Genomic DNA, 23,576 nt, shown 5'->3' with positions numbered 1-23,576 from the left:
TTGGTTTATAGTGGGTTTAAATGGTGTCTACATCTATTCGTGTAGCAATGTTGCTGAAGTACACATCTTCCAGGTTTGGGGTGCTGCTGATAAAACCGTTGCCGGGTTCGGCTTCGTTGATAATGCGGATATGGAGCTTTCCGGTTTTTAGCTGCGTTGAGATTACCTGGTAGTCATCTTTATAAAAGCCCAGTTCTGATTGGGTGATCACTTTGCTATAGATTTTCCCGTTCAACTCATTTACTGCACTTTCCGGGTCGCCTGCATACAAAACCTCGCCCTGGCAAATGATGGCAAAATTGGCACAAAGCGTACTTACATCCTCAACAATATGGGTTGAAAGGATCACAATGGTATTTTCGCCCAAACGGCTTAACAGGTTGTAAAAGCGGTTGCGCTCTGCCGGGTCAAGGCCTGCGGTTGGTTCGTCAACAATAATAAGTTTGGGGTTGCCGATCAGGGCCTGTGCTATTCCAAAGCGCTGTTTCATACCGCCGGAGTAAGTGCCCAAGTGCTTTTTTCTGTCTTTATAAAGGTTTACGCTTTCCAATAATTGCAGCACCAGGTCTTTACGTTCGGCATTGTTGCCAACGCCTTTAAGCTGGGCAATATGGTCAAGCATGCGCTCTGCCGATATTTTAGGGTAAACACCAAACTCCTGCGGCAGGTACCCGAGTAGCTGGCGTACCTCGGTTTTGTTTTTCAATACATCCAGGTCGTCCAAAAAAATGCTGCCTTTATCGGCCTCCTGCAAGGTGGCTATGGTACGCATCAGTGACGATTTACCGGCCCCGTTTGGGCCAAGCAGTCCGAACATGCCATTATTCAGGGTCAGCGAAACATCTTTTAAGGCATGTACGCCGTTGGCATAGGTTTTTGATAGGGAGTTGATTACTAATTTCATGATTTGCTAAGTTTTGGTCATTTATTATTATGGATCATCCTTGTGTTTCCGTTCAGGATGAGTTTGGCGCTATCGGCAAGTTTATAGGTTATGTTGCTGAGACTGTCGTCCTTAATCCATAAACGGCTTTTGTTTCGGATATCGAGGTTGGTTTTTCCGAATCGGTTGCCTGTTTCAATAGTTAAATTTGAGACAGAGCCGTTACTGTTGCCAACAACAGCGTTTAAAATGTTGAATTTGTTATTTTTTAAAAAGATATTGGCTGCGTGATCTGCATTAATATCGAGCTTCTCTCCGCTGAAACCACTTATAGTATTAGGACGCCATTTAAAATCTGCACTGGCGACTGTATCGATCACTTGTGTATCCGAGGCCATGTATTTGGCATCCGCAGCAAATGAAGTAAGTTCGGGGCATGATATATACAACACTTGTGTCGAACGTACATTATGAAAGTTATCTTTAAACGCGGCGCGTATAAAAAGTGAATCGTGCCGCTGCTCAATTTTCATAAACTCTATAGCACCCGGATCGGCAAGTATTTTGAAAGGGCCTTTTACCAGCATGATATTGATAGCTGTTGACGAACCAAGTTCAATGACTTTAAAATCCCTGAAATTTAATTTCACAAAACCATTGTAAGGGTTTTTATAGTCACCTTTCAGGTATTCGGCTTTTAACTGAAAATCATAGATCCCTACCGAAATTACCAGTAGCAATATAGCGGTAAGTAAAAATTTATTACTTGTTTTCATTGTCGCTTGGTTGGTTTAGTTCATCATTTTGTTGCGCCTGGAAATTTTGGTATTGCAGGCTGATCTCATCTATGGAAATATCTAACAGGTACATGTTTTTAAAAAGTTCGGGCAGATTTTGACGTACAAAGTTTTCTTTGCGGTAAGCTTTTACCTTGTCAAAGCCATCATCAGCCACAAATAAGCCCAGGCCCCGTTTGTTATAAATAATTTCGAGCCCTTGTAAAAACTCATATGATCGCATAACTGTATTGGGGTTTACTTCCAGCTCAACAGCCATATCACGTACCGACGGGATCTTTTGCCCGGCGGGCCATTTACCCATCAAGATCTGGTCGCTCACAAAAGCCGCTATCTGGAGGTATATCGCTTCGTTATCTTTAAATTCCATTATCGTCTTTTTTAAGCCTGTTTCTCCTTTAGTTTGAAATATGACGCAATCCAAAATAGTATCACTACAACAGGCACTACAATTAAAACCCAGGCCGATTGCTGCTCACTTAAACCGATGGAATAAAAGTTAGTACCCTCCGGGAAATTGAGGAACGCAAAAGGTGTTGCCGGGTAAATTTGCCTGCCCACAATCAGTCTCAGAAATAATGTATCAGCAAGGATCAGTAATGCATAAAAAATAAAAAAGCTGAACCCTATTTTAATAAAATGCAGCTTCTCAAAACTTATGGCGCCATACATGGTAATAGCATGCAGCAGCGAAAAAATAATAATTACTAATAAAGATTTATCCTGCAAAAGGGAAAGCATTTCAGAATGATGCCCCGGCCAATGCTTCAGGTTAAGCAGTATGGATAATACCAGGTAAAAGATCCCGGTATAAACCAACATGAATATTATATATGAATAAACCCAGCCAACCATAAACTTTTCAAATTGTGAAGCAGGTAAGGTTAGTACCGGAATTGCCTTACGTTTATCGCCCAGGTCAGTAAAGATGGTGCTTGTAAATAATGGTCCAGCTATCAAAATAAGCACGCCAAATATGGCCATTTGAAAGCCCGCATCTACCGGGCCGGGGATCATGTAAAATATAAACGAGCCACCAAGCAGAAATACCCCCGCCAAAACCGCTGCCGACATAAAATAGGTGCGGTAATGTTCGGCCGTATGCTTCATAAACAACCTGCAAAAGCGTTTTAAACTGAAGTAGTTATTCATGAGTCATAGTTGGTTTTAGTGCGTTTAATAATTTGCTGCTGTTGGTTGTTGCTGCATTGAATAATAGTTCGAGATCCATTTTGCCATATTTGCCGGCAGTGTTTTCTAAAATTGCGTATTTGCCCATCAATGTATCTTCTTCATACAGCACATTCATGCCGGTAAGGTCTTTAAAAACACCAAAGAACAGTTTTTCGGTAAGTTCATCTACCGAGTTCTCAACTACTATGCGATGGTCATCCAAAATCAATACAGTGTCTATGAGGCTGTCCAAATCCCTTACCTGGTGGGTTGAAATAATAATACAGCGCTCTTCATTTAAAACCGATGCGATCAATTTTCTGAACTGAACTTTTGAGGGGATGTCAAGCCCATTGGTTGGCTCGTCAAGTATCAGTAAGCTGGTATTGGTAGCCAGTCCAAATGCTATGACCATCTTTTTTTGCTGCCCGTATGACATTTTGGTCATCAACGAATCAGGATCAATATCTAATATTTTCAGATAACTATAAAAGTCGGTAATGCTGAAGGCAGGGTAGAAGCCTGCCGTCCTTTCCAAGAATTGGCCGGGAGTTAATGCGGGTACATAAACCTCCTCGGCAATAAAGTAAAGGTTTTGCAGGGTAGATACCAGGCGTTTTGAACTTTCTGTTCCGTTGATAAGGCAGTTGCCGGATTGTGGAAAAGCCAGGCCTGCAATATTTTTTAACAGGGTTGACTTCCCGGCTCCGTTTTTACCCAACAAGCCATAAATATGCCCGGCCTTTAATGAAAGGTTCAGATTCTTAAAAAGCGGCTTTTTACCGTTGTAGCTGAAATTCAAATTAGTTATTTGAATCATGGTGTAGTGTATTAGTGTGGTAGTACACTGCAAATGTAATTAAACATTTTTAAAATGCAAGAGGTATTTTTTATTGGGAGGGGTTTCATGAAAACCAATTATCTTCTTAACAGTTAATAAGATATGTCAAAGAAGAGAACCATGCCAAACGAACCAGATGAAATGCCGGTAAACCCCGAGCGGCCGGAGATCAGGCAGCCCACAGATCCGGGAGAGCCGGAGATGCCAGAAGAAGCGCCGGAAAATATCCCGAATGAAATTCCTGATACTGAACCCGGTGAGCCAGAAGTAGATCCGGATGAGTTTGAAAAATAAGGGAATAAGATACTGTTTGTAGGCCATGCATCCCAACGTTTGCTATGGAGTGCATGGCTTTTTTTATATTTTGCAACTCACATGATATAGCCTAAACTGTTTAAATTGCATCATGAAAATAGCTACGTATAACGTAAATGGTGTAAATGGGCGCTTGCCTGTTTTGCTTCGCTGGTTACAGGAAACAGCCCCTGATGTCGCCTGTTTGCAGGAACTGAAAGCACCGCAGGAAAACTTCCCTGAGCAGGCCATACTTGATGCCGGTTATAAAGCCATTTGGCACGGGCAAAAAAGCTGGAACGGCGTTGCCATACTGGTAAAAAAAGATAAAGAAATCACGGAGGTTTGCCGTGCTCTTCCAGGTGATCCAACAGATGAGCACAGCCGCTATATTGAAGCGCTTGTTGATGGTATTATCATTGGCTGCCTGTACCTCCCTAACGGCAACCCGGCTCCCGGACCTAAATTTGATTATAAATTAGGCTGGTTTGAACGATTGAAAATCCATGCAGCCGGTTTACTCGCTGCCGATAAACCGGTTGTATTAACCGGCGATTATAACGTTATGCCAACCGAACTTGATGCTTATAAGCCCGAGCGCTGGGTAAATGACGCCCTCTTTCGCCCTGAAACCCGCGAAGCATTTAAAACACTGGTTGAGCAGGGTTGGACTGACGCCATTCGCAAACTTTATCCTACCGAAGTGATCTACACCTTCTTCGATTATTTTCGCGATGCCTACGGCCGCAACGCCGGTTTACGGATCGATCACTTTTTACTGAGTCCGCACCTGGAAAAACGGCTTGTTGCTGCCGGAGTGAACAGGGATGTGCGCGGCTGGGAAAAAACAAGTGATCATGCGCCGGTTTGGATAGAATTGAAAGACGCTGAATGATATTAAGTCCGTAAGTCTTTGTCATCCTGAGCGATAGCGAAGGATCTTCTTCGACATACAGAGCCGTTATACAGGGCGAAGAAGATGCTTCGTTCCTCAGCATGACATAATTAAAGTGGGTCATGCTGAGCCTGTCGAAGCATGGTGGGCAGGCCTCTGCGCGAGAGTCTTCGACAGGCTCAGACAGACATGCCCTCTTCTGGCATTTCGTTTTCAGAATCCGACGAAATTAAACACAGAAATAACAGGTGTAGGGAGTTTTGTAGCTACCTCCTCATAGCGATGTTTTCATGTACCCATCTAACCTCATCTTCCGGCGTAACTTTATCTACGGTACTGCTTACCCGGCTAAACGTAGCCGCCGGGAAATCATAAGGTTTGCTATCGTCAAAAAACGGGCCTACAACGCCTAATATCCATACGTATTCGGTAGCCCAATGGGGCGGATTAACCCGGTACTTAAATACCTCGTAATGTATAAAGTTGCCTCGCCCGTTAAGATCAATGGTAACCCGTTTAATATGTTCTATTTCATCGGGGCAGGCATCCAGCTCGGTAGGGAACTCCAGCCATTGGGCCAGTGAGCTTTCGGCCCCTTTAATGAGTGTATGATATTCTTCAGGAAACAGGTGCAGTTCGCCAAGCTCTCTCAAATATAAAAAGGTATCATAGCGGGTAAGCAGGTTCTGGGTAAAGGGCAATACATCTTCAGCAGTTAAGCCGGCAGTGGTTTCAGCTTTTTTATAAAGTGGTAAAATCCTGGCCGACCGCTCCAGCTCCAATTTCTTCCTTCCCTTTTTAACATCAAACAGCCTGAAAGCCGCAAACGCTATAATGAAAACGATAATGGTAATTACAATAAGGGTAGTTAGATCCATGATGGTATGAATATAAGATTTTGTGTGAATGCGTTATAAATTTATCGTGTGATTAGTGGAAAACCTACATTTAGCATTTTTTCCCGAATATGGGAGGGCTACGGTCAAAACTCTAGGATATTGATGTATCTCTACGTGAAAAATCGCGAACTATTTTAACAGCTCCTTATTATAAGAATGCCGCAATAAGGCAGTGATTTCTCCATTTTTGCGCATATTTTGCCGCTGATACATCACATTTATAATAGAAATGAATTTATTTATATAATTTCTATAGAATTAGTAGTATTTATCAAATCTTTTTTTACATTTGCCTCAGAAAATTAATCACAATAATCAAATCACTTAAAAGCACCCCACCATGCAACCCGAACTTTTACCTAAATACGGCCTTGCTAATTATCAGTTAACTGCTGCTGCTTTTACTTCTTGTTGTTATTCTTGTTGCTGCTGTTAAGGCTGCATAACAAGGGTTGATCCCTTCTCTATGATCGTGCACTAAACGCACGGTATCCAAATTTTTCAATTCATTACATTATTTACCGGGCGTTGCAGCTTTGTGCGGATTGCTGTGCCTGCCTGTATTGTTAATCACTTAATAAGTTCATTATGACCATTAACGACGTTTCCCTCATTGGGAAAAAGGTATTGGTAGGCGTTATTGTAACCCTCATACCTTTTATCATCATTTTCGGCGGGCTGTGGCTTGGCCGTAAGCTTTTGGAAAAAAAAGCTGCAACTAAAACGGCACAAATTGTTCAACCTCAAAAAAATAGCCAATTATGAAATTAGAACAAGCAACTAAAGTACAGATAGTAAAAAACGCTTCGTTAAGCCTGCTGCTATATATACTGCCCATAGCACTCATGTTCGGCACTTTTGCTATTACCGGCCAACGCCCATGGGAAAAGAAGCAGCATCAGCATAAACAGGAAAACACAGTAAAAACTAAAACTTCAAACTCGCAAGACAATGATTGAGCAGATAAAACAAGTAATAGATAACCTTAACGGCTACGGGTTTTCCGTTTTGGTACTGGTATTAGGCGTACTCGAATTTTCGTTCGGCCTGTACAAAAAACGTTGGAACAAGAATGAAAAATGGGTGGATATCGCCTGCTTTACCATCCCTAAACTGGTGGTGAAACCGCTGGTTGCCTATTACAGTCTGTTGGTTTTACCAGCTATATTACCAACCTTAAAAAATACTTTCGATTGGGTACCCTTTTTATGGGGATGCGCCATCATAGCCGTAGCCGACGACCTTACCCAATACTGGTACCACCGCCTGCATCACCAGGTGCCATGGTTATGGCGTTTTCACCGTACGCACCACTCGGCATCGTACATGGGTATGGCTATGGCCAGCAGGCAAAATATCATCTACACGCTGTTCTTTTCACAAACCTATTTAACTGCTGCTTTGGTTTACCTTGGTTTGGGTATTCCTGCTGTAATTGTAAAAGGTATCAAAGGTACTATTACCACGCTGGCGCATTCAAGTATCCCATGGGATAAACCTTTTTACCAATACAAGATACTACACCCGCTGGCCTGGGTATTGGAGCGTACCATCTCAACTCCGGCCACGCACCATGCACACCATGCTGCCACTACAGATGATGGGGTGGGTTATTATAAAGGCAATTTTGGTAACATGTTCTTTTGGTGGGATATCATTTTTGGAACAGCGCATATTTCGCGTCAATATCCAAAAGCCTATGGTATCTCGCATTATGAAGGTGACCAATGGTACGCACAATTAGCGTGGCCAATATTTAAATCAAAAGTGCCCGGAAGTGAGCTTGCTGCCGATGGCCCGATGATTAAGGATGACGTTCCATTACAGCCTCATCACCTGTACCGGCCGGATAAAGTAGAAGAACCTGTTGTTGAACAAGTTGATGCAGCATTTCAATTACAACCTGTTAAAGCATAATGAACAAAATTGTACTTATACTTTTTAGTGTAGCGTGGCTTGCTTCATGCAGGCAGCCGGAGAAACCAAAGGCGATTATTGCGGTAGCCCGGGTTCCCGATACTAAAAAGAAGGTTTGCTGCGAATCAAATATTCCCGGCAGATTCAAAACAGCAGGGCTAAGCGGTGCGGCGCTTGCCTTGCCCGATACCGGTAAAACCCAAGCCAGCCATGCGGGGATGGCTTGGGTACCGGCCGGATCTTTCAGAATGGGAGCCGATAATCAGCAGGCCGAACCTGATGAATATCCTAAACATGATGTAACTGTTGATGGTTTCTGGATTGATAAAACTGAAGTGACCAACGCTCAGTTTGAAAAGTTTGTAAAAGCAACAGGTTATATAACTACTGCCGAACGCAAGCCCGACTGGAACGAGCTCAAAAAACAAATGCCGCCAGGCACCGAAAAACCTGCCGATAGCTTATTGGTAGCGGCATCGTTGGTATTTGTACCGGCTAATAAACCGGTTAATCTAAACGATTACAGCCAATGGTGGGAATGGAAAACAGGTGCTAACTGGAAACACCCACACGGGCCGGGCAGCGATATTAAAGGCAAAGGCAATTACCCGGTGGTGCAGGTTTCATGGTTCGATGCTGTGGCTTACAGTAAGTGGGCCGGCAAACGTTTACCAACTGAAGCCGAATGGGAGCGCGCGGCCAGGGGCGGACTTGAAAACAAAATTTACCCATGGGGCAATGAAAAAGTTAATGAAGGACAACCAAAGGCCAATACCTGGGAGGGGAGTTTTCCCTATAAAAACACCCAGCGCGATCATTATTATTACTTAGCGCCGGTTTGTTCATTTGCACCGAATGGTTATGGCCTATATGATATGGCCGGTAATGTTTGGGAATGGTGTGCCGATTTGTACAATAACAACTATTACAAAACGCTGAACAATCCGGCGGGAGTTAAAAATCCAAAGGGAGCTTCAAAATCATATGATCCGGATGAACCTTATGCCATAAAGAGGGTTGTGCGTGGCGGTTCATTTTTATGTAATGACAGCTATTGTTCCGGCTACCGCGTATCGCGCCGGATGAAAACTACCGAAGACAGCGGCATGGAACACCTCGGTTTTCGTTGTGTTAGCAATTAATATTATACCCCTAAAAATAAATAATTGATCTGCCTGCTATGATCAGGTATAACCGGAAAGGAACATGAAAAAGTAAACAATTACCTAATCAAATAAGGGAAAAGCAAAGCTTTTCCCCAAATCATTAAAACAACGAAACAGGGATCGATTGGCGTTGAGCCTGTTTCAATTGAGTCATTTTAATTATCCAAATTTATGCAAAATATTGCAAATGCAGGGATTGGCTATGCGTTGCCTTTTCCGCTGCACGCAGCTGTTTTTACGCTGCAAATAATTGAGGATGCTTTTCATCCGCAGCAATTATATAAGCTGTTTAATATGGCAGCTAATCAATGGTCCGGGTTTTCATCTTTTAAAAACCTGTCGACATGAAAAAACTTTTATTAATCCCATTTCTGCTGTTTATCGGGTTCCCGTTGTTAACCAACGCGCAGCAAACCCAGCCCCTCATCAATTCACATTTGGTTGGTCGTGTAATAGATAGCGCAACCCGCGAGCCATTGCCCGGCGCTGTGGTTAAGATCCAGGGGACCACGCATGTGGTTTCAACCGATATTGAAGGTAAATTCAGCTTTATAACCGGTCAAAAATTTCCATACAAGCTTATCATCACATTTACGGGTTACGAAAAGAAAGAATTTATTGCCGATGGCAGCCCGGTTGAAATTAAGCTTAAAGATGCCCAAACCCAGTTAAACCAGGTGGTTGTGGTGGGTTATGGTACGCAAAAACGTAAGGATATCACCGGTTCGGTAGCTTCGGTACCGGCACTGGCCTTAAAGCAACCAGTTCCCTCGCTCGACAGGGCTTTACAGGGCTCGGTTTCGGGTATCCAGGTTACACAGGCCACCGGGCAGCCAGGTGCAGGTGTTACCGTACAGGTACGCGGTGTAAACTCTATTAATGCCGTTGCCGAACCATTGTATGTAATAGATGGTTTCCCTACTTCAAACAGTAATTCATTGACTGATGCAGGCGTAGCTAACGGCCCTAAGATTAATCCGCTGGCATCTATCAACACCTCAGATATTGAAAGCATCGAGGTTTTAAAAGATGCTTCGGCCACAGCAATTTATGGAACACGCGGTGCAAACGGTGTTATCATTATCACCACTAAAAAAGGAAAAGCCGGTGTATCATCTATCAATTACGATGGCAGCTTTGGCAGGCAGGAAGTGATAAAAACCTTATCCCTGCTCAATACACCGCAATGGGAAGCTTTGCGTAACGATGCTTTGGTAAACACGGGTAAAACCGTACAAACCGAAGCTCAACTTAATCCCTACAATGCCAATACCGACTGGCAGGGTGCCGCTTTCCGTAAAGCGAACTCACAAAATCATAGCCTTTCTATATTTTCAGGTACCGAGCGCACAAGAATTGCTTTTTCGGGCAATTATTTTAAACAGGACGGGATCCTGCAGAATACCAACTTTGAGCGTTATGCAGGCCGCGTGAATGTGGAACACGACTATAATGATAAGCTGAAAATATCGTCATTTATCACCGGAAGCCGCACTACTGCACAAATTGCACCTCAGGGCGTAGTACCGGCCATTTTGCTTATGACACCAACTACGCCTGTTTATAATGCCGACGGGTCATTCTTTATCAAAAACGTATTTGAAGGTACCTACGGCAACCCAATCAATACACTGTATAATCAAACCAACACTACCACTACAAGCCGTGTTTTGGGCAATATAGCAGGCGACTATAAGATCACCGAAAACCTTACCGCAAGGGTATTAGCAGGTATCGATATTATCGACAATAAACAAAACCGGTACCTGCCTTCTACAGTTTATGAGGGTTCAGGATATTCGGGTCTTGGAGAGGTTGGTACGCTTAACTCTTTCAACTGGCTCAACGAAAATACCCTTACCTACAACAAAAAGTTTGGCAAGCATTCATTGAATGTATTAGCCGGTTTTACCCAGCAGCAATTTAAAGCCGAGGGTTCTATTAATGGAGCATCGGGTTTTGTGAGCGATTATGATACTTTCAATAACCTTGGCTCAGGCAGTGTTACCTCCGTTTCAGGAAGTGGTTTTGCCATAGCGCCATCTACATCGTCAAATATCTGGGCATTAAAATCGTACCTCGGCCGTATTAACTATGGTTTCAATAGCAAATACCTGTTAACCTTAACCCTGCGGGCCGATGGTTCATCAAAATTTGCTCCAGGCCATCAGTGGGCATCATTCCCTTCTGCAGCTGTAGCATGGAATGCCTCAAGTGAGGACTTTCTGAAAAATGTTACCGCTATCAGCCAGTTAAAGCTGCGCTTTAGTGCGGGGCAAACAGGTAACAGCGATATTCCTGCTTATCAGTCCTATTCACAATTGGGTTACTACCGTTATAATTTCGGGAACTCTACAGTCGCAGGTTTTGCACCGAACAGCTTGTATAACCCAAACTTAACCTGGGAAAAAACCAGCCAATATGATTTCGGTTTCGACCTTGGTTTGTTTAAAGACAGGATCAGCGTAACGGCCGATGTCTATTACAAAAAAACCACCAACCTGCTACTTTATCTGCCATTACCTGCTACAAGCGGTTTAACTATCATTACCAATACCGCCATTACCAACCCGCAGCAGTATGAAAACGTGGGTTCGGTACAAAACAAAGGTTTCGAGCTTGGCATAAGTTCACGCAACCTGACCGGTGGCTTTGTTTGGAATACCAACCTCGTGTTTGCCGTTAACAGAAACAAAGTACTTAGCCTTGGCGGTAACGGCGTTAACCAGTTTATTCCTGACTCATCGCTGCCATCTATCATTAAAGTTGGTGAGCCTATAGGTTCGTTCATCGGGTATAAAACCAATGGGTTGATCCAGCCAGGCGGCCCGGTACTTACACCGGCAGCTAATACACAACCCGGTGCTCAAAACTACCAGGATATCAATGGTGATGGCAAAATAACCCAGGTAGCCGATAGGGTGATCCTTGGCAATTCGCAGCCTAAATTTACCGGAGGTATTACCAATACGTTTTCGTTCAAAGGTGTCGACTTAAGTGTATTCTTACAGGGATCATACGGTAATAAAATTTACAATCAGCAAAGGGCTGTGTTGGAATTAGGTACCGGTTATACCAATGCGACAACCACTTTGCTTAACCGCTATACGCCAACCAACACCAATACCGATGTTCACAGCGCTTACCAGGATCCGGCTGCAACTATATCCGACAGGTTTGTGGAGAACGGCTCATACCTGCGCCTTAAAAGCCTCAGCTTGGGTTATACTTTCCCTCAATCGGTACTCTCAAGGTCGCCTATCAAGAAGATCAGGATCTACGCCAATGCGCAAAACCTGGCTACCTGGACTAAATATACCGGGTATGATCCGGAGGTGAGCAGCAACGAACAATCGGCCATTACATCGGGGGTTGATAACGGCGCGTATCCTAACAACAAATCATTTATTGTGGGTATAGGTATCACCCTGTAGCCGATAACCTTTGATTTTTTTTAACATGAAAACTAAAAACATTAAATACTTCATTATACTGGTTGCCCTTGGTGTCGCATCGTGCGCCAAGCTTAAGGAAGACCCGCGGTCATTTATTCCGGCGAGCCAGTTTTACAAAACCCAGGCCGATGCCGTTGCTGCTGTTACTGCTGTTTATTCGCTGCTGAATGCAGGTGCAAATAGTGTCCAAACGCCTTATAACACCCTTTTTAACACAGGTATGAATTTTATGGGCGATGATGAAGGCCCGGGACCTGGCGCTACCAACGCCGACGTTCGTTCACAGTCGGTATTGGGGCATTCAGCATCAGGCCTGCGCATTTTGCAGATCTGGCAGCAACATTACGCGGCTATTAAAAAGGCTAATATTGCTATCGATACCATCCCCGATATAAAATTTGATGCCACGCTGAATAAACGGCTGGTGGCCGAGTCCAAGTTTTTAAGGGCATTGTATTACTTTAACCTGGTAAGGCTTTACGGCGATGTGCCTTTGGTACTGCATGATCAAACTTCTATTAACCTATCCGATTTGCAGTTGCAACGTACCGCTGCTGCTACAGTTTATGCACAAATTGAAACTGATTTGACCAGTGCTGCTGCCGATTTGCCAAACAGTTATACAGGCGCTGATGTTGGCAGGGCTACCGCCGGTGCAGCAAATTCGTTATTAGCTAAGGTTTATCTTACCGAGCGTAAATGGGATAAAGCCGTAACCCAGGCCGAAACTGTGATCAACGGCCCATACGGATATGATCTGTTTGTTAACTATGCCGATGTATTTTTGCCTGCAAGCAAAAACGGTAAGGAGCACATTTTTTCGGCACAGTTTAAATCAAATTCACAGGGTCAGGGTAATAACCAGGCGCCGCGATCAATATTGAATGGTATCCCCGGTATAGTGGACAGCTATGCTGACCAGGTTGTGTTTTACTCGGTACCTGACGCTACCAAGCCTAACGGCGTAGACAAGTTTTTCAGTGTTTATAAACTATATCCGGCTAACGATAAACGCAAACGCGTAAGTTTTGTAACCCGCTTTCAAAGCCCTGCAACCAATCTGTGGTATGGTAAACTGAACGATGCGACCATCGCTAACGATTCGATCCCTTTCTTTAATAAATACTTTGATCCAAGTGTTGTAGCCAACGAATCAGAATCAGGTGCCAATGTATCTATCATTCGTTTCTCGGATGTATTGCTGATCCATGCCGAAGCTGAGAATGAACTGAACGGGCCAACTGCCAAAGCTTATACATCCATCAACCGGGTAAGGAAGCGTGCGGGACTTGATGATCTTTCCGGACTTGATCAGGCATCCTTTCGTACAGCCGTTTATTTAGAACGGAGGTTAGAGTTTGTATTTGAATACCAGCGCTGGTTTGACCTGATCCGTGAACGGGATGCATCCGGTAACGGCATATTGGAGGCAAGCCTGCTCAAAGTTGGCAAAACCAATGTAAGCAAAGGCGCGGCGGGTAAATTCTATCTGTTCCCAATTCCACAGCAGGAGATAGATAACAGTAATGGTAAGCTAACGCAAAATCCCGGCTGGCAATAGCAGGGCGCATAGTTTACTCACCCGGTCTGCGCTGCGCTGGACCACCCTCTCTGCGGCAAGCCGCAAAGAGGGTAGGGAAAATTAAAATCCCCCCGCAAGTTCAAGCGTCAGCGCTTGAGCTTGTAAAAGGGTAAATAAAATAAAAACCAAAAAATCCCCTCTTTGCGCGCAGCGCAGAGAGGGGTGACAAGCGAAGCGAAGTCGGGGTGAGTAAATATACAAGCGATTTAAAAGCAATATCTATGAAAAAGATAACAATGTTTCTGCTCATCCTGGTCGCCCTAACCAGCCAGGCATCAGCACAAAGTGTCCCTATCGAAAGCGGCTCACACGGCATAGACCCACGGGTAAGTGCTGCCGTTTTTCAGGTGCTTGACGAATACATGGCCACCTTTAATGCCAAAGACCTTAAAGGCTGGGAAGATACCTACCAGTTTCCGCATTATCGGTTAGCCGGCGGCAAAATGTCGGTACTGGAAAAAGCCGGTTTGCGCGATTCTGTCAAAGTATTTGGCGAGTTGCAAAAAGCAGGGTGGGACCACAGCCAGTGGGACCATCGCAATATTGTGCAGGCATCGGCTGATAAGGTACATGTAGATACCCGCTTTTCACGCTTCCGGGCCGATGGTAGCCTTATCGGGCATTATGAATCACTATACATATTAACCAAAGAAAACGGCCGCTGGGGCGTAAAGTTCCGCTCCAGTTATGCCGAATAACCTACATGCAGATGAAAACAAAAAAAATAACATTGTTCTTGTCGCTTGGCTTGTTAGCAGCATTTACAGCCAAAGCACAAAACGGACAATCACCGGCATTTGGCGGTACGGTGGGGAAAACGCTTGATGATTCGAAGGAGTGGTGGCCCGAGCCTCATAAAGCGCCCGCCGGCGCGCCAAACGTATTGTGGATCATTTTAGATGATGTTGGCTTTGGCGCTACAAGCACCTTTGGCGGCATCATCAAAACTCCCAATTTTGATACGCTGGCCAACAATGGCCTGCGCTATACCAATTTCCACACAGCAGGGATCTGCGCGCCAACGCGATCTGCTTTACTAACCGGGCGTAACCATCATTACGTTCATGAGGGTGGGTTTTCGCATGTCGCCATGTCGGCCGGTTTCCCGGGTTATGACGGACGCATCCCATCAGATAAAGGCACTATTGCCGAGGTTCTGCGCGAGAATGGCTACAATACCTTTGCGGTAGGTAAATACGGCCTTACACCTGATGAAGATGCCACCGATGCCGGTCCGTTTGACCGCTGGCCTACAGGTAAAGGCTTTGATCATTTCTTCGGATTTTTAGGATCGGCTACCGATCAGTATAAACCCGACCTGGTAGAGGACAACGCCCACGTGACACCGGATGGCCGTCACCTTACCGATCAGATCACGGATAAGGCGATATTTTATTTAACCCGCCAGCACAAAGTGGCACCTGATAAACCATTCTTTTTATACTATGCACCGGGCGCTACACACTCTCCTCACCAGGTGGCTAAAGAATGGAGCGACCTGTACAAAGGCCAGTTTGATAGCGGCTGGGACGATTTCAGGGAGAAGGTGATCGCAAGGCAAAAGCAGTTGGGCATTATACCAAATTACGCCAAACTGCCTGAACGCAATACACGCATCCCTGCATGGAAATCATTACCTGATGCCGAGAAGAAACTATATGCCCGTTTCATGGAAGTTTACGCAGGATATTTGACCTATACCGATCATGAAGTTGGCCGTTTGATCAATCACCTGAAGCAAAGCGGTCAGCTGGATAACACATTGGTGTTTGTGATCATTGGTGATAACGGCGCAAGTAAAGAGGGTACGGTTCACGGTGTTATCAACCCTAAAAAGAACTCGCCCAAACTGGCTACCGAAGAAGCTTTTCTGAAAACCAACATAGAGGATATTGACGATATCGGTACTCCGCAGGCCAGTACCAATTACCCACTGGGCTGGGCACAAGCAGCCAATACGCCATTCAAATACTGGAAACAGGATGCCAATTCGGAAGGCGGCACACGTAACCCGCTGATCGTTTATTATCCTAAAGGTATTAAGGATAAAGGTACCATCCGTAACCAATATGGCCATGTGATTGACGTGCTGCCTACCACGCTTGAATATACCGGCATTAAGCTTCCGGAATATATCAGGGGGATTAAGCAGGATACTTTACAGGGCACATCGCTGGTGTATTCGTTTGATCATCCCGAAGCAAAATCAAAACACGTTTTGCAGCACTATTACATTTTTGGTTCGAGGTCGATTTACAGCGATGGCTGGAAGGCCGAAGCTGCACATCATCCCGATAACGTAGAGCTGGGAGATTTTAAAGTTGGGCAGAACGTACCTGATAAAAGCTTTGATGAGGATACCTGGGAGCTTTACAACCTGAACGAGGATTTCAATGAACGGATCGATCTGGCAAAAAAATATCCTGAAAAGTTAAAAGAACTGAAGGCTGTTTTTGAAGCACAGGCTCAAAAGAACCACCTGTATCCTTTTATCGACTGGTATGATGTTTATCACCAGCGCATCCATAAAAACTATAAAAAGTAACCAATAACATAAAAGCTAAAAGCTAAAAGCAGAAGGCAGAAAGCCCAAGGCTAATAGCTTGATTGTCAGACTTGGTTGATTGCTGTTTGTGAACTGATTAATAAACTTTATATAACCATTTAGAATTATGAAATACGCTTATCAACGAATTGTCGCCTTATCGGCAATGGCTGTCGCGTTCAGTGCGCCTGCCTTTGCGCAACTGCCTCAGGTAAAGGTAACTCCCGCTAATATAGCGCCTATTGATCCCGCCAATTACAAGGGCTTGGAAGGCAAAACACTTGCCGAATCAAAGGAGTGGTGGAATAAACCCCTCAAAGCCCCCAAAGGTGCTCCTAACGTGGTTTGGATCTTGCTTGACGACGTAGGCTTCGGTGCTTCAGGAACTTTTGGCGGATTGATCAATACCCCAAACTTTGATACCCTGGCCAATAATGGATTGCGGTACACTAATTTCCACACGGCGGGCATTTGCGCGCCTACTCGGTCATCGTTACTCACCGGTCGTAACCACCACTATGTACACATGGGTAATTTTGCTCATGCTTCCACAGCTGCCGGTTTTCCGGGCTATGATGGCCGGATCCCGCCAGATAAAGGAACGATTGCCGAAGCTTTACGTGCTAATGGCTACAGCACTTTTGCCGTTGGTAAATGGGGTGTAACTCCTGATGAGGATACCACAGCCGTTGGTCCGTTTGACCGCTGGCCTACAGGTAAAGGTTTTGATCATCACTTTGGATTCCTTGAATCGGCTACCGATCAGTATAACCCGCCGCATTTGGTGGAGGATAATTTCCATATCAAACCCGATGGCCGTAACCTGAACGAGCAGATCACCGATAAAGCTATAGCTTACATTGATGCCGCGCATAAGGCGGCACCGGATCAGCCTTTCTTTTTATACTATGCACCAGGAGCTACACATGCCCCTCACCAGGTAAGCCATGAATGGAGCGATCTGTACAAAGGCAAGTTTGATGAAGGCTGGGATGTATACCGTGAAAAAGTATTTGAAAACCAGAAAAAGGCCGGTTATATCCCTGCTTATGCCAAATTGCCCGAGCGTAATGAGCGGATCAAGGCTTGGAATAGCCTGCCTGCCAATCAAAGGAAATTGTACGCCCGTTTTATGGAAGTTTACGCCGGTTATCTCACTTACATTGACAACCAGGTAGGCCGCGTGATCAGCTACCTGAAGGCTTCGGGCCAGTTTGATAATACATTGGTTTTTGTGATGATAGGTGATAATGGTGCCAGCAAAGAAGGAACTGTGCACGGTGTTATCAATCCAAAAAACTCTGCAGCAACCACACTTGAAGCCGATTACATCAAAAAGAACGAAAGCGATTACGAAACCATCGGCACGCCCGAAGCTTCAACCAACTACCCATTAGGATGGGCACAGGCTGCTAATACACCGTTTAAATATTGGAAATCGGATGCTGATGCCGAAGGTGGTACCCACAATCCGCTTATTGTTTATTATCCAAAACTGATCACCGAAAAAGGCGGTATCCGTACCCAGTACGGTCATGTTTCGGATATCTTCCCAACCACTATTGAGGCAGCAGGCTTAAAACTGCCGGAGTATGTTAAAGGCATTAAACAGGATACTTTGCAGGGCAAATCGCTGTTCAGTTCGTTTAACAATGTACAGGCAAAATCACTGCATACGCAGCAGTACTATTACATCTTCACTTCAAGGTCTATTTACAAAGATGGCTGGAAGGCCGAAGCAGCACACCGCCCGGATAATGTGGACCTGCTGAACTTCCCGAAAGAGAAAACGATCCCTGAGCGTAACTATGATAAGGATGTTTGGAAGCTGTATAACCTTAATGAGGATTTTAACGAACGAGTTGACCTCGCCAAAAAATATCCTGAAAAATTAAAAGAGCTAAAAGACCTGTTTGATGCGGAAGCCAAAAAGAACCACATCTATCCATTTATTGACAGAGATGATATCAACAACAAAAGGATCCATAAACTCGAAAACAACAATTAATCATGAAAAACTTTAAAATTGTATTACTGGCCTTGCTGGTAGTTTTCACCGGCGAAGTGAAAGCACAGTCCCCTGCTTTATTATCGCTCGAAGCTTTTGCTGCTAAACTGAAACAGGCAAAAGAACCGCAGATCCTGGACGCCCGTTCGGCTGAAGAGTTTGTTCAGAACCATATTAAAGATGCTGTAAATGTTGATGCAAAAGCAACAGATTATCAGCAAAAGCTGGATGGTTTGGATAAGAATAAACCAACCTTTGTGTATTCGATAGCGAATGGCCGCAGTACGGTGCTTTCGCGCGAATTACGTGCTAAAGGTTTTACAAACGTAGAGGAACTGCCCGGCGGTTTAGCCAACTGGATCGGTTCGGGTTATCCAATTATTTCTACTACGAAAAAGGGAGTTTCCTTGTCGAAAGCCCAGTTTAATGAACTGGCAGCTTCATCGCCATTGGTGTTGGTTGATTTTGGGTCGAGGTATTGCGGGGCTTGTAAAAAACTGGTTCCGGTGCTTGATTCGCTCAAAGCAAATTCTGCTTTTACACCCAAGGTGATCAGCATTGAGGTTTATGATAATACCAATTTGGCTAAAAAGTTAAAGGTTAATGTGCTGCCAACGCTGGTGCTGTATAAAAACGGCAAGGAAGTTTGGAAAAAGCAGGGCTTTTCGTCGACAGCACAAGTTGAGGCTGTTGCTGAACAGGCCAAAACCGGGCTGGCTGCAAGTGGCAAATAAATCACAGCCATGCTAAAAAATATCTGCTACTTACTCATCGCTATATTTTACATGGGGCCTGCATTAGCGCAGGCCCCTAAACAAAAGCCCAATATCGTCATCATTTTAGCCGACGATATGGGCTTTTCTGATATCGGCTGCTTTGGCTCTGAGATCACCACACCCAATATTGACAGATTTGCCCATGAGGGTCTGAAGATGACACAGTTTTACAATGCCGGCAGATGTTGTCCATCCCGCGCGGCATTACTAACCGGACTGTACCCGCACCAGGCCGGTGTTGGTGATATGGTAAAATATAAGGGTTCGCCTGCGTACCAGGGCTATTTGAATGAACACAGCGCCACCATTGCTGAGCTGCTAAAGGATGAGGCCGGTTATAATACCATAGTATCCGGTAAATGGCATGTTGGGCTGCAGCAATCCGCATTAGCCTATAACCGTGGGTTCGATCAATCGTTTACCATGCTAAACAATGGCAGTAGCTACTTTAACTCGGCACCGCTGTATAATGATGGCAGCAAGATTACCTTTATGCTGAATGATAAGGAAATCACCCGCAGTGATACTTCAAAATATTTGACGCAGGCCATTACCGATTTTGCTGTAAAATCATTAGATGAGATCAAAGGTCAACAAAAGCCTTTCTTTCTGTATTTGGCTTATAATGCTCCGCACTGGCCCATTCAGGCCCTGCCCGAAGATATTGCAAAGTTTAAAGGTCAATTCCTTAAAGGCTGGGATGTGTTGAGGAAACAGCGGTATGAAAAACAATTGGCTGCAGGCATCATCAAAAAAGAATGGCAGTTATCGGCACGGGATAAACGTGCTCCGACTTGGGACTTGTTATCTCCCGAAGAAAAAGATAAATGGGACACCCGTATGGCCATATATGCGGCTATGGCTTACCGGATGGATGCTTGTATAGGTGAGATTATGGCGAAACTGAAACAGTTAGGAAAGGATAAAAATACCATCATTCTGTTTGCATCAGATAATGGGGGGAGTGCCGATGAGGTGAAGAGCTTATCGACAGTAATACAAAAGAATGGAACTCCGGGCTCTGTAAATTCAATTGATAGTTACGATATCCCATGGGCAAACCTGAGCAACACGCCATTTAAACTGTTTAAACGCAATACGCACGAAGGCGGTATAGCAACACCGCTCATTGCCTGGTATCCAGGTCATATCAAAGCTGGAAGCAGCAACAATAGTCCGGGCCATTTGATTGATCTGATGCCTACCTGTCTTGACATTGCTGGTATTAGTTATCCAATTCAATTTAAAAACAGGCAGTTGACGCCATTGGCGGGCATCAGTTTGCTTGATGCTTTTAAAGGGAAACCCTACATCGGCAATAAAACTTTGTTTTGGGAACATGAAGGCAGCCGGGCCATAAGAAAAGGCCGATGGAAACTGGTTGCCGAAATCGGTGACCCATGGGAGTTATACGATCTGGAAGCCGACCGATCTGAAATCAACAACCTTGCTGCAAAGTATCCTGATAAAGTTACAGCACTGGAAACGGAGTATCTTGCATGGGCTAAAAAGGTTGTTGTTGTTGATTGGAATACGATTAAAGGCTTGTAACCACATGTAAAATCTAACGCCGGTGATCCGGAAGAAGATTACCGGCGTTGATATTTTATATGTTGAACAGTTACTTATTGAGCCCTGTCCCGATATTATTGAAGAGCTTTTCATGCTGATTTTTAAATACCCTTTGCAAAATTGATTTAACTGGCCAATAAGATTTGAATGCTATATTTTCCTCTACAACAGTGAAATTCCTATCCGCCTTCAACGAAAAAGTCATCTCAATTGCTGTTGATCCCGAAATGGTTGCTTTCATTACGATGATATTTTCAAGTGGATATCCGGAAACAGCTACAGAATATTTAAATGAGAATGGAATGATTCCCAGTGTTAAGGTTTCATAAACCAAATAAATACCATCAGCTTGCTTATTGATTTTTGTTATCACAGGGTGAGCCGAAGCAAATTTGTCCATATCGGTTAAATAATCAAAAACGTAAACGGTGGATCTATTGATCCTATAAGAGAGTTTCATTCGCGCTACTTTTTTAGTTGGAGGTTATTTTTCTTGTTAAGCGATAGATTGCATAAATGCCCGGAATCATTGGCAGGACTGCTGTATACATTCCGGAGAAATAATATTTTCCGGTTGTTTTGCTATAATAGTTGGGCATATCTGCAACAGGTGTCCCATTAATGGTTTGTGAAATGCAATTTAAATTACCAGGTTCAAGATGGGGTTGGATTAGTGGAAATATAAAATGAGTAAACTCCGCAAACCCAGGGCCGATAAAAATAAACCATGCAATAAAGCCGGCTATAGGCACCCTGTAATATAACCCCAGTGTGGTAAGTGTATATATGGTTGGCCCAACTAATGCAAATACAATCAAAAAGCTTTTTTCACTCCATGAAATATTAAACAGGCGGCTCATAGCTGGGCCAAACCCCGTTAAATATTCCTCTATGATGTGGATTTGCAGGCAAGCAACCGTTAAAACAAAAATTGGTAAAATAATTTTCGGATCAGTTGGATTTTTAAAATAAGTGAGGTACCAGAAAGTAAAACCAATAATTGCTGAACCGCCTATAATAATAATAGGAGGGAGGCCGATTGTGATATAGCCCAATATAGGCATAGCAATGCAAAATGTTATTGCTGCTAATAAACTGAGTTGTTGTATGGTTGTTAGATTTTTCATTTTTGTTATAAATTGATAATTATAATATCAATCCCATTCGGATCGGTACAAGTTTGAATTTTGGATAGGGTTAATTCTGATTCTTTTTCAGGATGGATACAGTTTGATAGATTGCTTAGATATAGCCCTACTTCAAAATCGCCAGGCGATTCAAGAAAAACAAGTCTGATGCCTTTCGAGTAAATAGCGAAATGTCTTGCCGAACTTTCTTTTATCACCATCCCGAGCTTGTCTTTAAAAAAGGCCTTTGTTTCTTTAAGCCTGTTTGTTTTAAAAACGATGGCTTTGAGGGCCTGCATTATCCCTTCTTTTTAAGCTGAAAAGAATAACCGACACTTACATTAATAACCACCGGCGTAAAACCTGTACCAGCATCAAGCGTTTTGATCTGTTCAGATGCGTTTGTCTTTTTATTAAAATAGGTAAACTTGTCATCTTTTAAACTTGAATTTACTGTTGGCCAAAACCTGATACTTGGCGAAATGAGGAAACCTTTCAAAAAGTTATCTTTCTTTTTAAATGGCTGGTATGAACCATATAAGCCAACGCCGAGGCTAAACGTGTTATAGGAAGTAATCCGGGTACCTGGGTTTTGCGGTTCGCCGGCATAGTAAAATTCAAATTTGTGCCATTTAGGCTCTACCCGGATATTGATCCATTCTTTCAACCTGTATCCAACGCCGAAGCCTGTAGTCCAGGGTTCGTGAATGGTAAGGCCTTGCTTTTTCAGGTCATTCGGAACCAGATTGTTCCCAAAGTCAAGCGAGGCGCCGTGTGAATAATCAATAATGAACCGATTATTGATATAGTTACCTTCGATATTAAAACCCGATGCCAGTAAGGGTTGGGCGAGGCCAAATAGAACATTGACCTTTTTCTCTGATTTCCATTCTTGCGCATGGATTTCATGCGACAAAATTAATGCAAGAGGTATGAGGAAATTTTTTAAAATGTTTGCTTTTAAGTGCTTCATGATTTCTTTGTTTTAAATGATGAAGCAAAATTGGGGTCTTAAAAATGTGGTTTCGTTCACATTTGTTAAGAAAGCATTTAGGGGAATTATTTTCGTAACCGGCTTAACGACTGTGGTTTGATACCAAGGTAAGCAGCTATGTAATATTGCGGCACGCGGTTTACCAGATCGGGTCTTTCTTTCACAAATTTGTGGTAGCGCTGTTTAGCATCAAGCATCGCCAGATCGGCAGTGTGCCGCGTATGGCTGATAAATGAAAGCTCCGTGTAATAATCTTTCAGTTTTATAAATCGGGGTTGCAACTGGTAAACCTTTTCAAAATTCCCTGCAGATAAGCGAATCATTCGGGTGTCTTCCAAAGCTTTTATATTTAAATCGGCTGGGGTTTTATTGCTGAAACTGTTAAGATAGCCCATCCATTCATTTTCTGCAGCAAAGTCGGTGGGTATTTCTACACCATCGTACACCCGGTAATACATCACCAATCCTGATTCAATATAGCCAAGATGCCGGCATACCTGCCCTTCCTGCAACAGATGCTCTCCTTTGTTAATTGAGAAAGGTTCGAGGCAAGCGACAAAAAAATCAATCTCACTTTCAGAAAAGTGATCAATTGATTTTATTTTTTTTATCAGTGTACCTAACATGCCGGCAATTGTGTTTTAAAAATAAA

General features: G+C 43.8%; 25 protein-coding genes. 14 read left to right on the top strand and 11 right to left on the bottom strand.

Annotated elements, in window-relative coordinates; genetic code table 11:
* Positions 1-16: 16 nt before the first annotated feature.
* Genes AC1DUD_RS04065 through AC1DUD_RS04045 form a run of 5 tightly spaced genes read right to left on the bottom strand, consistent with a single transcriptional unit; the run spans position 17 to position 3,673 of the window.
* Complete coding sequence (locus AC1DUD_RS04065) at positions 17-904, bottom strand: ABC transporter ATP-binding protein (RefSeq protein ID WP_477371885.1); 888 nt, start codon at positions 902-904, stop codon at positions 17-19.
* 17 nt (positions 905-921) lie between these two features.
* Positions 922-1,659, bottom strand: coding sequence for a hypothetical protein (locus tag AC1DUD_RS04060; RefSeq protein WP_477371883.1), 738 nt, complete (start codon positions 1,657-1,659; stop codon positions 922-924).
* Complete coding sequence (locus AC1DUD_RS04055; protein WP_477371880.1) at positions 1,646-2,050, bottom strand: GntR family transcriptional regulator; 405 nt, start codon at positions 2,048-2,050, stop codon at positions 1,646-1,648. Before AC1DUD_RS04055 ends, AC1DUD_RS04060 begins: the two co-directional genes overlap by 14 nt.
* Positions 2,051-2,061: 11 nt before the next feature.
* Entirely contained in the window at positions 2,062-2,832 is a 771-nt protein-coding gene (locus AC1DUD_RS04050) for a hypothetical protein (protein ID WP_477371878.1), read from the bottom strand.
* The gene (locus tag AC1DUD_RS04045) at positions 2,825-3,673 is read right to left on the bottom strand and encodes an ABC transporter ATP-binding protein (protein WP_477371875.1); all 849 of its coding nucleotides are present in this window, start codon (positions 3,671-3,673) and stop codon (positions 2,825-2,827) included. Before AC1DUD_RS04045 ends, AC1DUD_RS04050 begins: the two co-directional genes overlap by 8 nt.
* Before the next feature lie 123 nt (positions 3,674-3,796).
* On the opposite strand from AC1DUD_RS04045, the gene AC1DUD_RS04040 reads away from it, so the two are divergent.
* Both AC1DUD_RS04040 and xth read left to right on the top strand, forming a co-directional pair.
* Positions 3,797-3,988 carry a hypothetical protein gene (locus AC1DUD_RS04040; RefSeq protein ID WP_091211519.1) on the top strand — a complete coding sequence of 64 codons (192 nt, stop codon included), beginning with the start codon at positions 3,797-3,799 and terminating at the stop codon, positions 3,986-3,988.
* Between the two features lie 112 nt (positions 3,989-4,100).
* Positions 4,101-4,883 (top strand): exodeoxyribonuclease III, encoded by a 783-nt coding sequence (xth, locus tag AC1DUD_RS04035; RefSeq protein WP_477371872.1) that lies wholly within the window; start codon positions 4,101-4,103, stop codon positions 4,881-4,883.
* Positions 4,884-5,149: 266 nt separating this feature from the next.
* Here the strand turns inward: xth and AC1DUD_RS04030 are convergent, their stop codons facing one another.
* Positions 5,150-5,761: a hypothetical protein gene (locus AC1DUD_RS04030; RefSeq protein WP_477371870.1), complete on the bottom strand. Its 612-nt coding sequence runs from the start codon at positions 5,759-5,761 to the stop codon at positions 5,150-5,152.
* Between the two features lie 609 nt (positions 5,762-6,370).
* Here AC1DUD_RS04030 and AC1DUD_RS04025 point away from each other — a divergent pair.
* The 12 genes from AC1DUD_RS04025 (at position 6,371) to AC1DUD_RS03970 (ending at position 20,782) form a co-directional block, all read left to right on the top strand.
* On the top strand, positions 6,371-6,547 hold the full coding sequence (locus AC1DUD_RS04025; RefSeq protein ID WP_477371867.1) for a hypothetical protein: 177 nt from the start codon (positions 6,371-6,373) through the stop codon (positions 6,545-6,547).
* Positions 6,544-6,741 carry a hypothetical protein gene (locus AC1DUD_RS04020; RefSeq protein ID WP_477371865.1) on the top strand — a complete coding sequence of 66 codons (198 nt, stop codon included), beginning with the start codon at positions 6,544-6,546 and terminating at the stop codon, positions 6,739-6,741. The genes AC1DUD_RS04025 and AC1DUD_RS04020 overlap by 4 nt, the downstream gene beginning before the upstream one ends.
* Positions 6,734-7,699, top strand: coding sequence for a sterol desaturase family protein (locus AC1DUD_RS04015; RefSeq protein WP_477371863.1), 966 nt, complete (start codon positions 6,734-6,736; stop codon positions 7,697-7,699). The genes AC1DUD_RS04020 and AC1DUD_RS04015 overlap by 8 nt, the downstream gene beginning before the upstream one ends.
* Entirely contained in the window at positions 7,699-8,841 is a 1,143-nt protein-coding gene (locus AC1DUD_RS04010; RefSeq protein ID WP_477371861.1) for a formylglycine-generating enzyme family protein, read from the top strand. Before AC1DUD_RS04015 ends, AC1DUD_RS04010 begins: the two co-directional genes overlap by 1 nt.
* A 195-nt stretch (positions 8,842-9,036) precedes the next feature.
* Positions 9,037-9,213 carry a hypothetical protein gene (locus tag AC1DUD_RS04005; protein WP_477371859.1) on the top strand — a complete coding sequence of 59 codons (177 nt, stop codon included), beginning with the start codon at positions 9,037-9,039 and terminating at the stop codon, positions 9,211-9,213.
* On the top strand, positions 9,210-12,299 hold the full coding sequence (locus AC1DUD_RS04000) for a SusC/RagA family TonB-linked outer membrane protein (RefSeq protein WP_477371857.1): 3,090 nt from the start codon (positions 9,210-9,212) through the stop codon (positions 12,297-12,299). Before AC1DUD_RS04005 ends, AC1DUD_RS04000 begins: the two co-directional genes overlap by 4 nt.
* Positions 12,300-12,324: 25 nt before the next feature.
* Positions 12,325-13,881, top strand: a complete 1,557-nt coding sequence (locus AC1DUD_RS03995) for a RagB/SusD family nutrient uptake outer membrane protein (RefSeq protein WP_477371854.1) — start codon at positions 12,325-12,327, stop codon at positions 13,879-13,881.
* Between the two features lie 242 nt (positions 13,882-14,123).
* On the top strand, positions 14,124-14,600 hold the full coding sequence (locus AC1DUD_RS03990) for a hypothetical protein (protein ID WP_477371852.1): 477 nt from the start codon (positions 14,124-14,126) through the stop codon (positions 14,598-14,600).
* Positions 14,601-14,611: 11 nt separating this feature from the next.
* Positions 14,612-16,447: an arylsulfatase gene (locus AC1DUD_RS03985; protein ID WP_477371850.1), complete on the top strand. Its 1,836-nt coding sequence runs from the start codon at positions 14,612-14,614 to the stop codon at positions 16,445-16,447.
* A gap of 127 nt (positions 16,448-16,574) precedes the next feature.
* Positions 16,575-18,455 (top strand): arylsulfatase, encoded by a 1,881-nt coding sequence (locus AC1DUD_RS03980; protein ID WP_477371847.1) that lies wholly within the window; start codon positions 16,575-16,577, stop codon positions 18,453-18,455.
* Between the two features lie 2 nt (positions 18,456-18,457).
* Entirely contained in the window at positions 18,458-19,189 is a 732-nt protein-coding gene (locus AC1DUD_RS03975) for a thioredoxin domain-containing protein (RefSeq protein WP_477371845.1), read from the top strand.
* 9 nt (positions 19,190-19,198) lie between these two features.
* Positions 19,199-20,782 carry an arylsulfatase gene (locus AC1DUD_RS03970; RefSeq protein ID WP_477371843.1) on the top strand — a complete coding sequence of 528 codons (1,584 nt, stop codon included), beginning with the start codon at positions 19,199-19,201 and terminating at the stop codon, positions 20,780-20,782.
* Positions 20,783-20,852: 70 nt separating this feature from the next.
* Here AC1DUD_RS03970 and AC1DUD_RS03965 read toward each other — a convergent pair whose 3' ends face one another.
* From AC1DUD_RS03965 to AC1DUD_RS03945, 5 genes are all read right to left on the bottom strand, one after another.
* Entirely contained in the window at positions 20,853-21,263 is a 411-nt protein-coding gene (locus AC1DUD_RS03965; RefSeq protein WP_477371841.1) for an SRPBCC domain-containing protein, read from the bottom strand.
* A gap of 13 nt (positions 21,264-21,276) precedes the next feature.
* Positions 21,277-21,930 carry a hypothetical protein gene (locus AC1DUD_RS03960; protein ID WP_477371839.1) on the bottom strand — a complete coding sequence of 218 codons (654 nt, stop codon included), beginning with the start codon at positions 21,928-21,930 and terminating at the stop codon, positions 21,277-21,279.
* Between the two features lie 5 nt (positions 21,931-21,935).
* Complete coding sequence (locus AC1DUD_RS03955; RefSeq protein ID WP_477371837.1) at positions 21,936-22,229, bottom strand: hypothetical protein; 294 nt, start codon at positions 22,227-22,229, stop codon at positions 21,936-21,938.
* Entirely contained in the window at positions 22,229-22,903 is a 675-nt protein-coding gene (locus AC1DUD_RS03950; protein ID WP_477371835.1) for a hypothetical protein, read from the bottom strand. Before AC1DUD_RS03950 ends, AC1DUD_RS03955 begins: the two co-directional genes overlap by 1 nt.
* Before the next feature lie 86 nt (positions 22,904-22,989).
* On the bottom strand, positions 22,990-23,550 hold the full coding sequence (locus AC1DUD_RS03945) for a Crp/Fnr family transcriptional regulator (RefSeq protein ID WP_477371833.1): 561 nt from the start codon (positions 23,548-23,550) through the stop codon (positions 22,990-22,992).
* Positions 23,551-23,576: the final 26 nt, after the last annotated feature.

Source organism: Mucilaginibacter sp. P4_A11 (assembly GCF_056402535.1).
The sequence above is the reverse complement of the archived record's forward strand: the minus strand, read 5'-3'. Positions and strand labels throughout refer to the sequence as shown.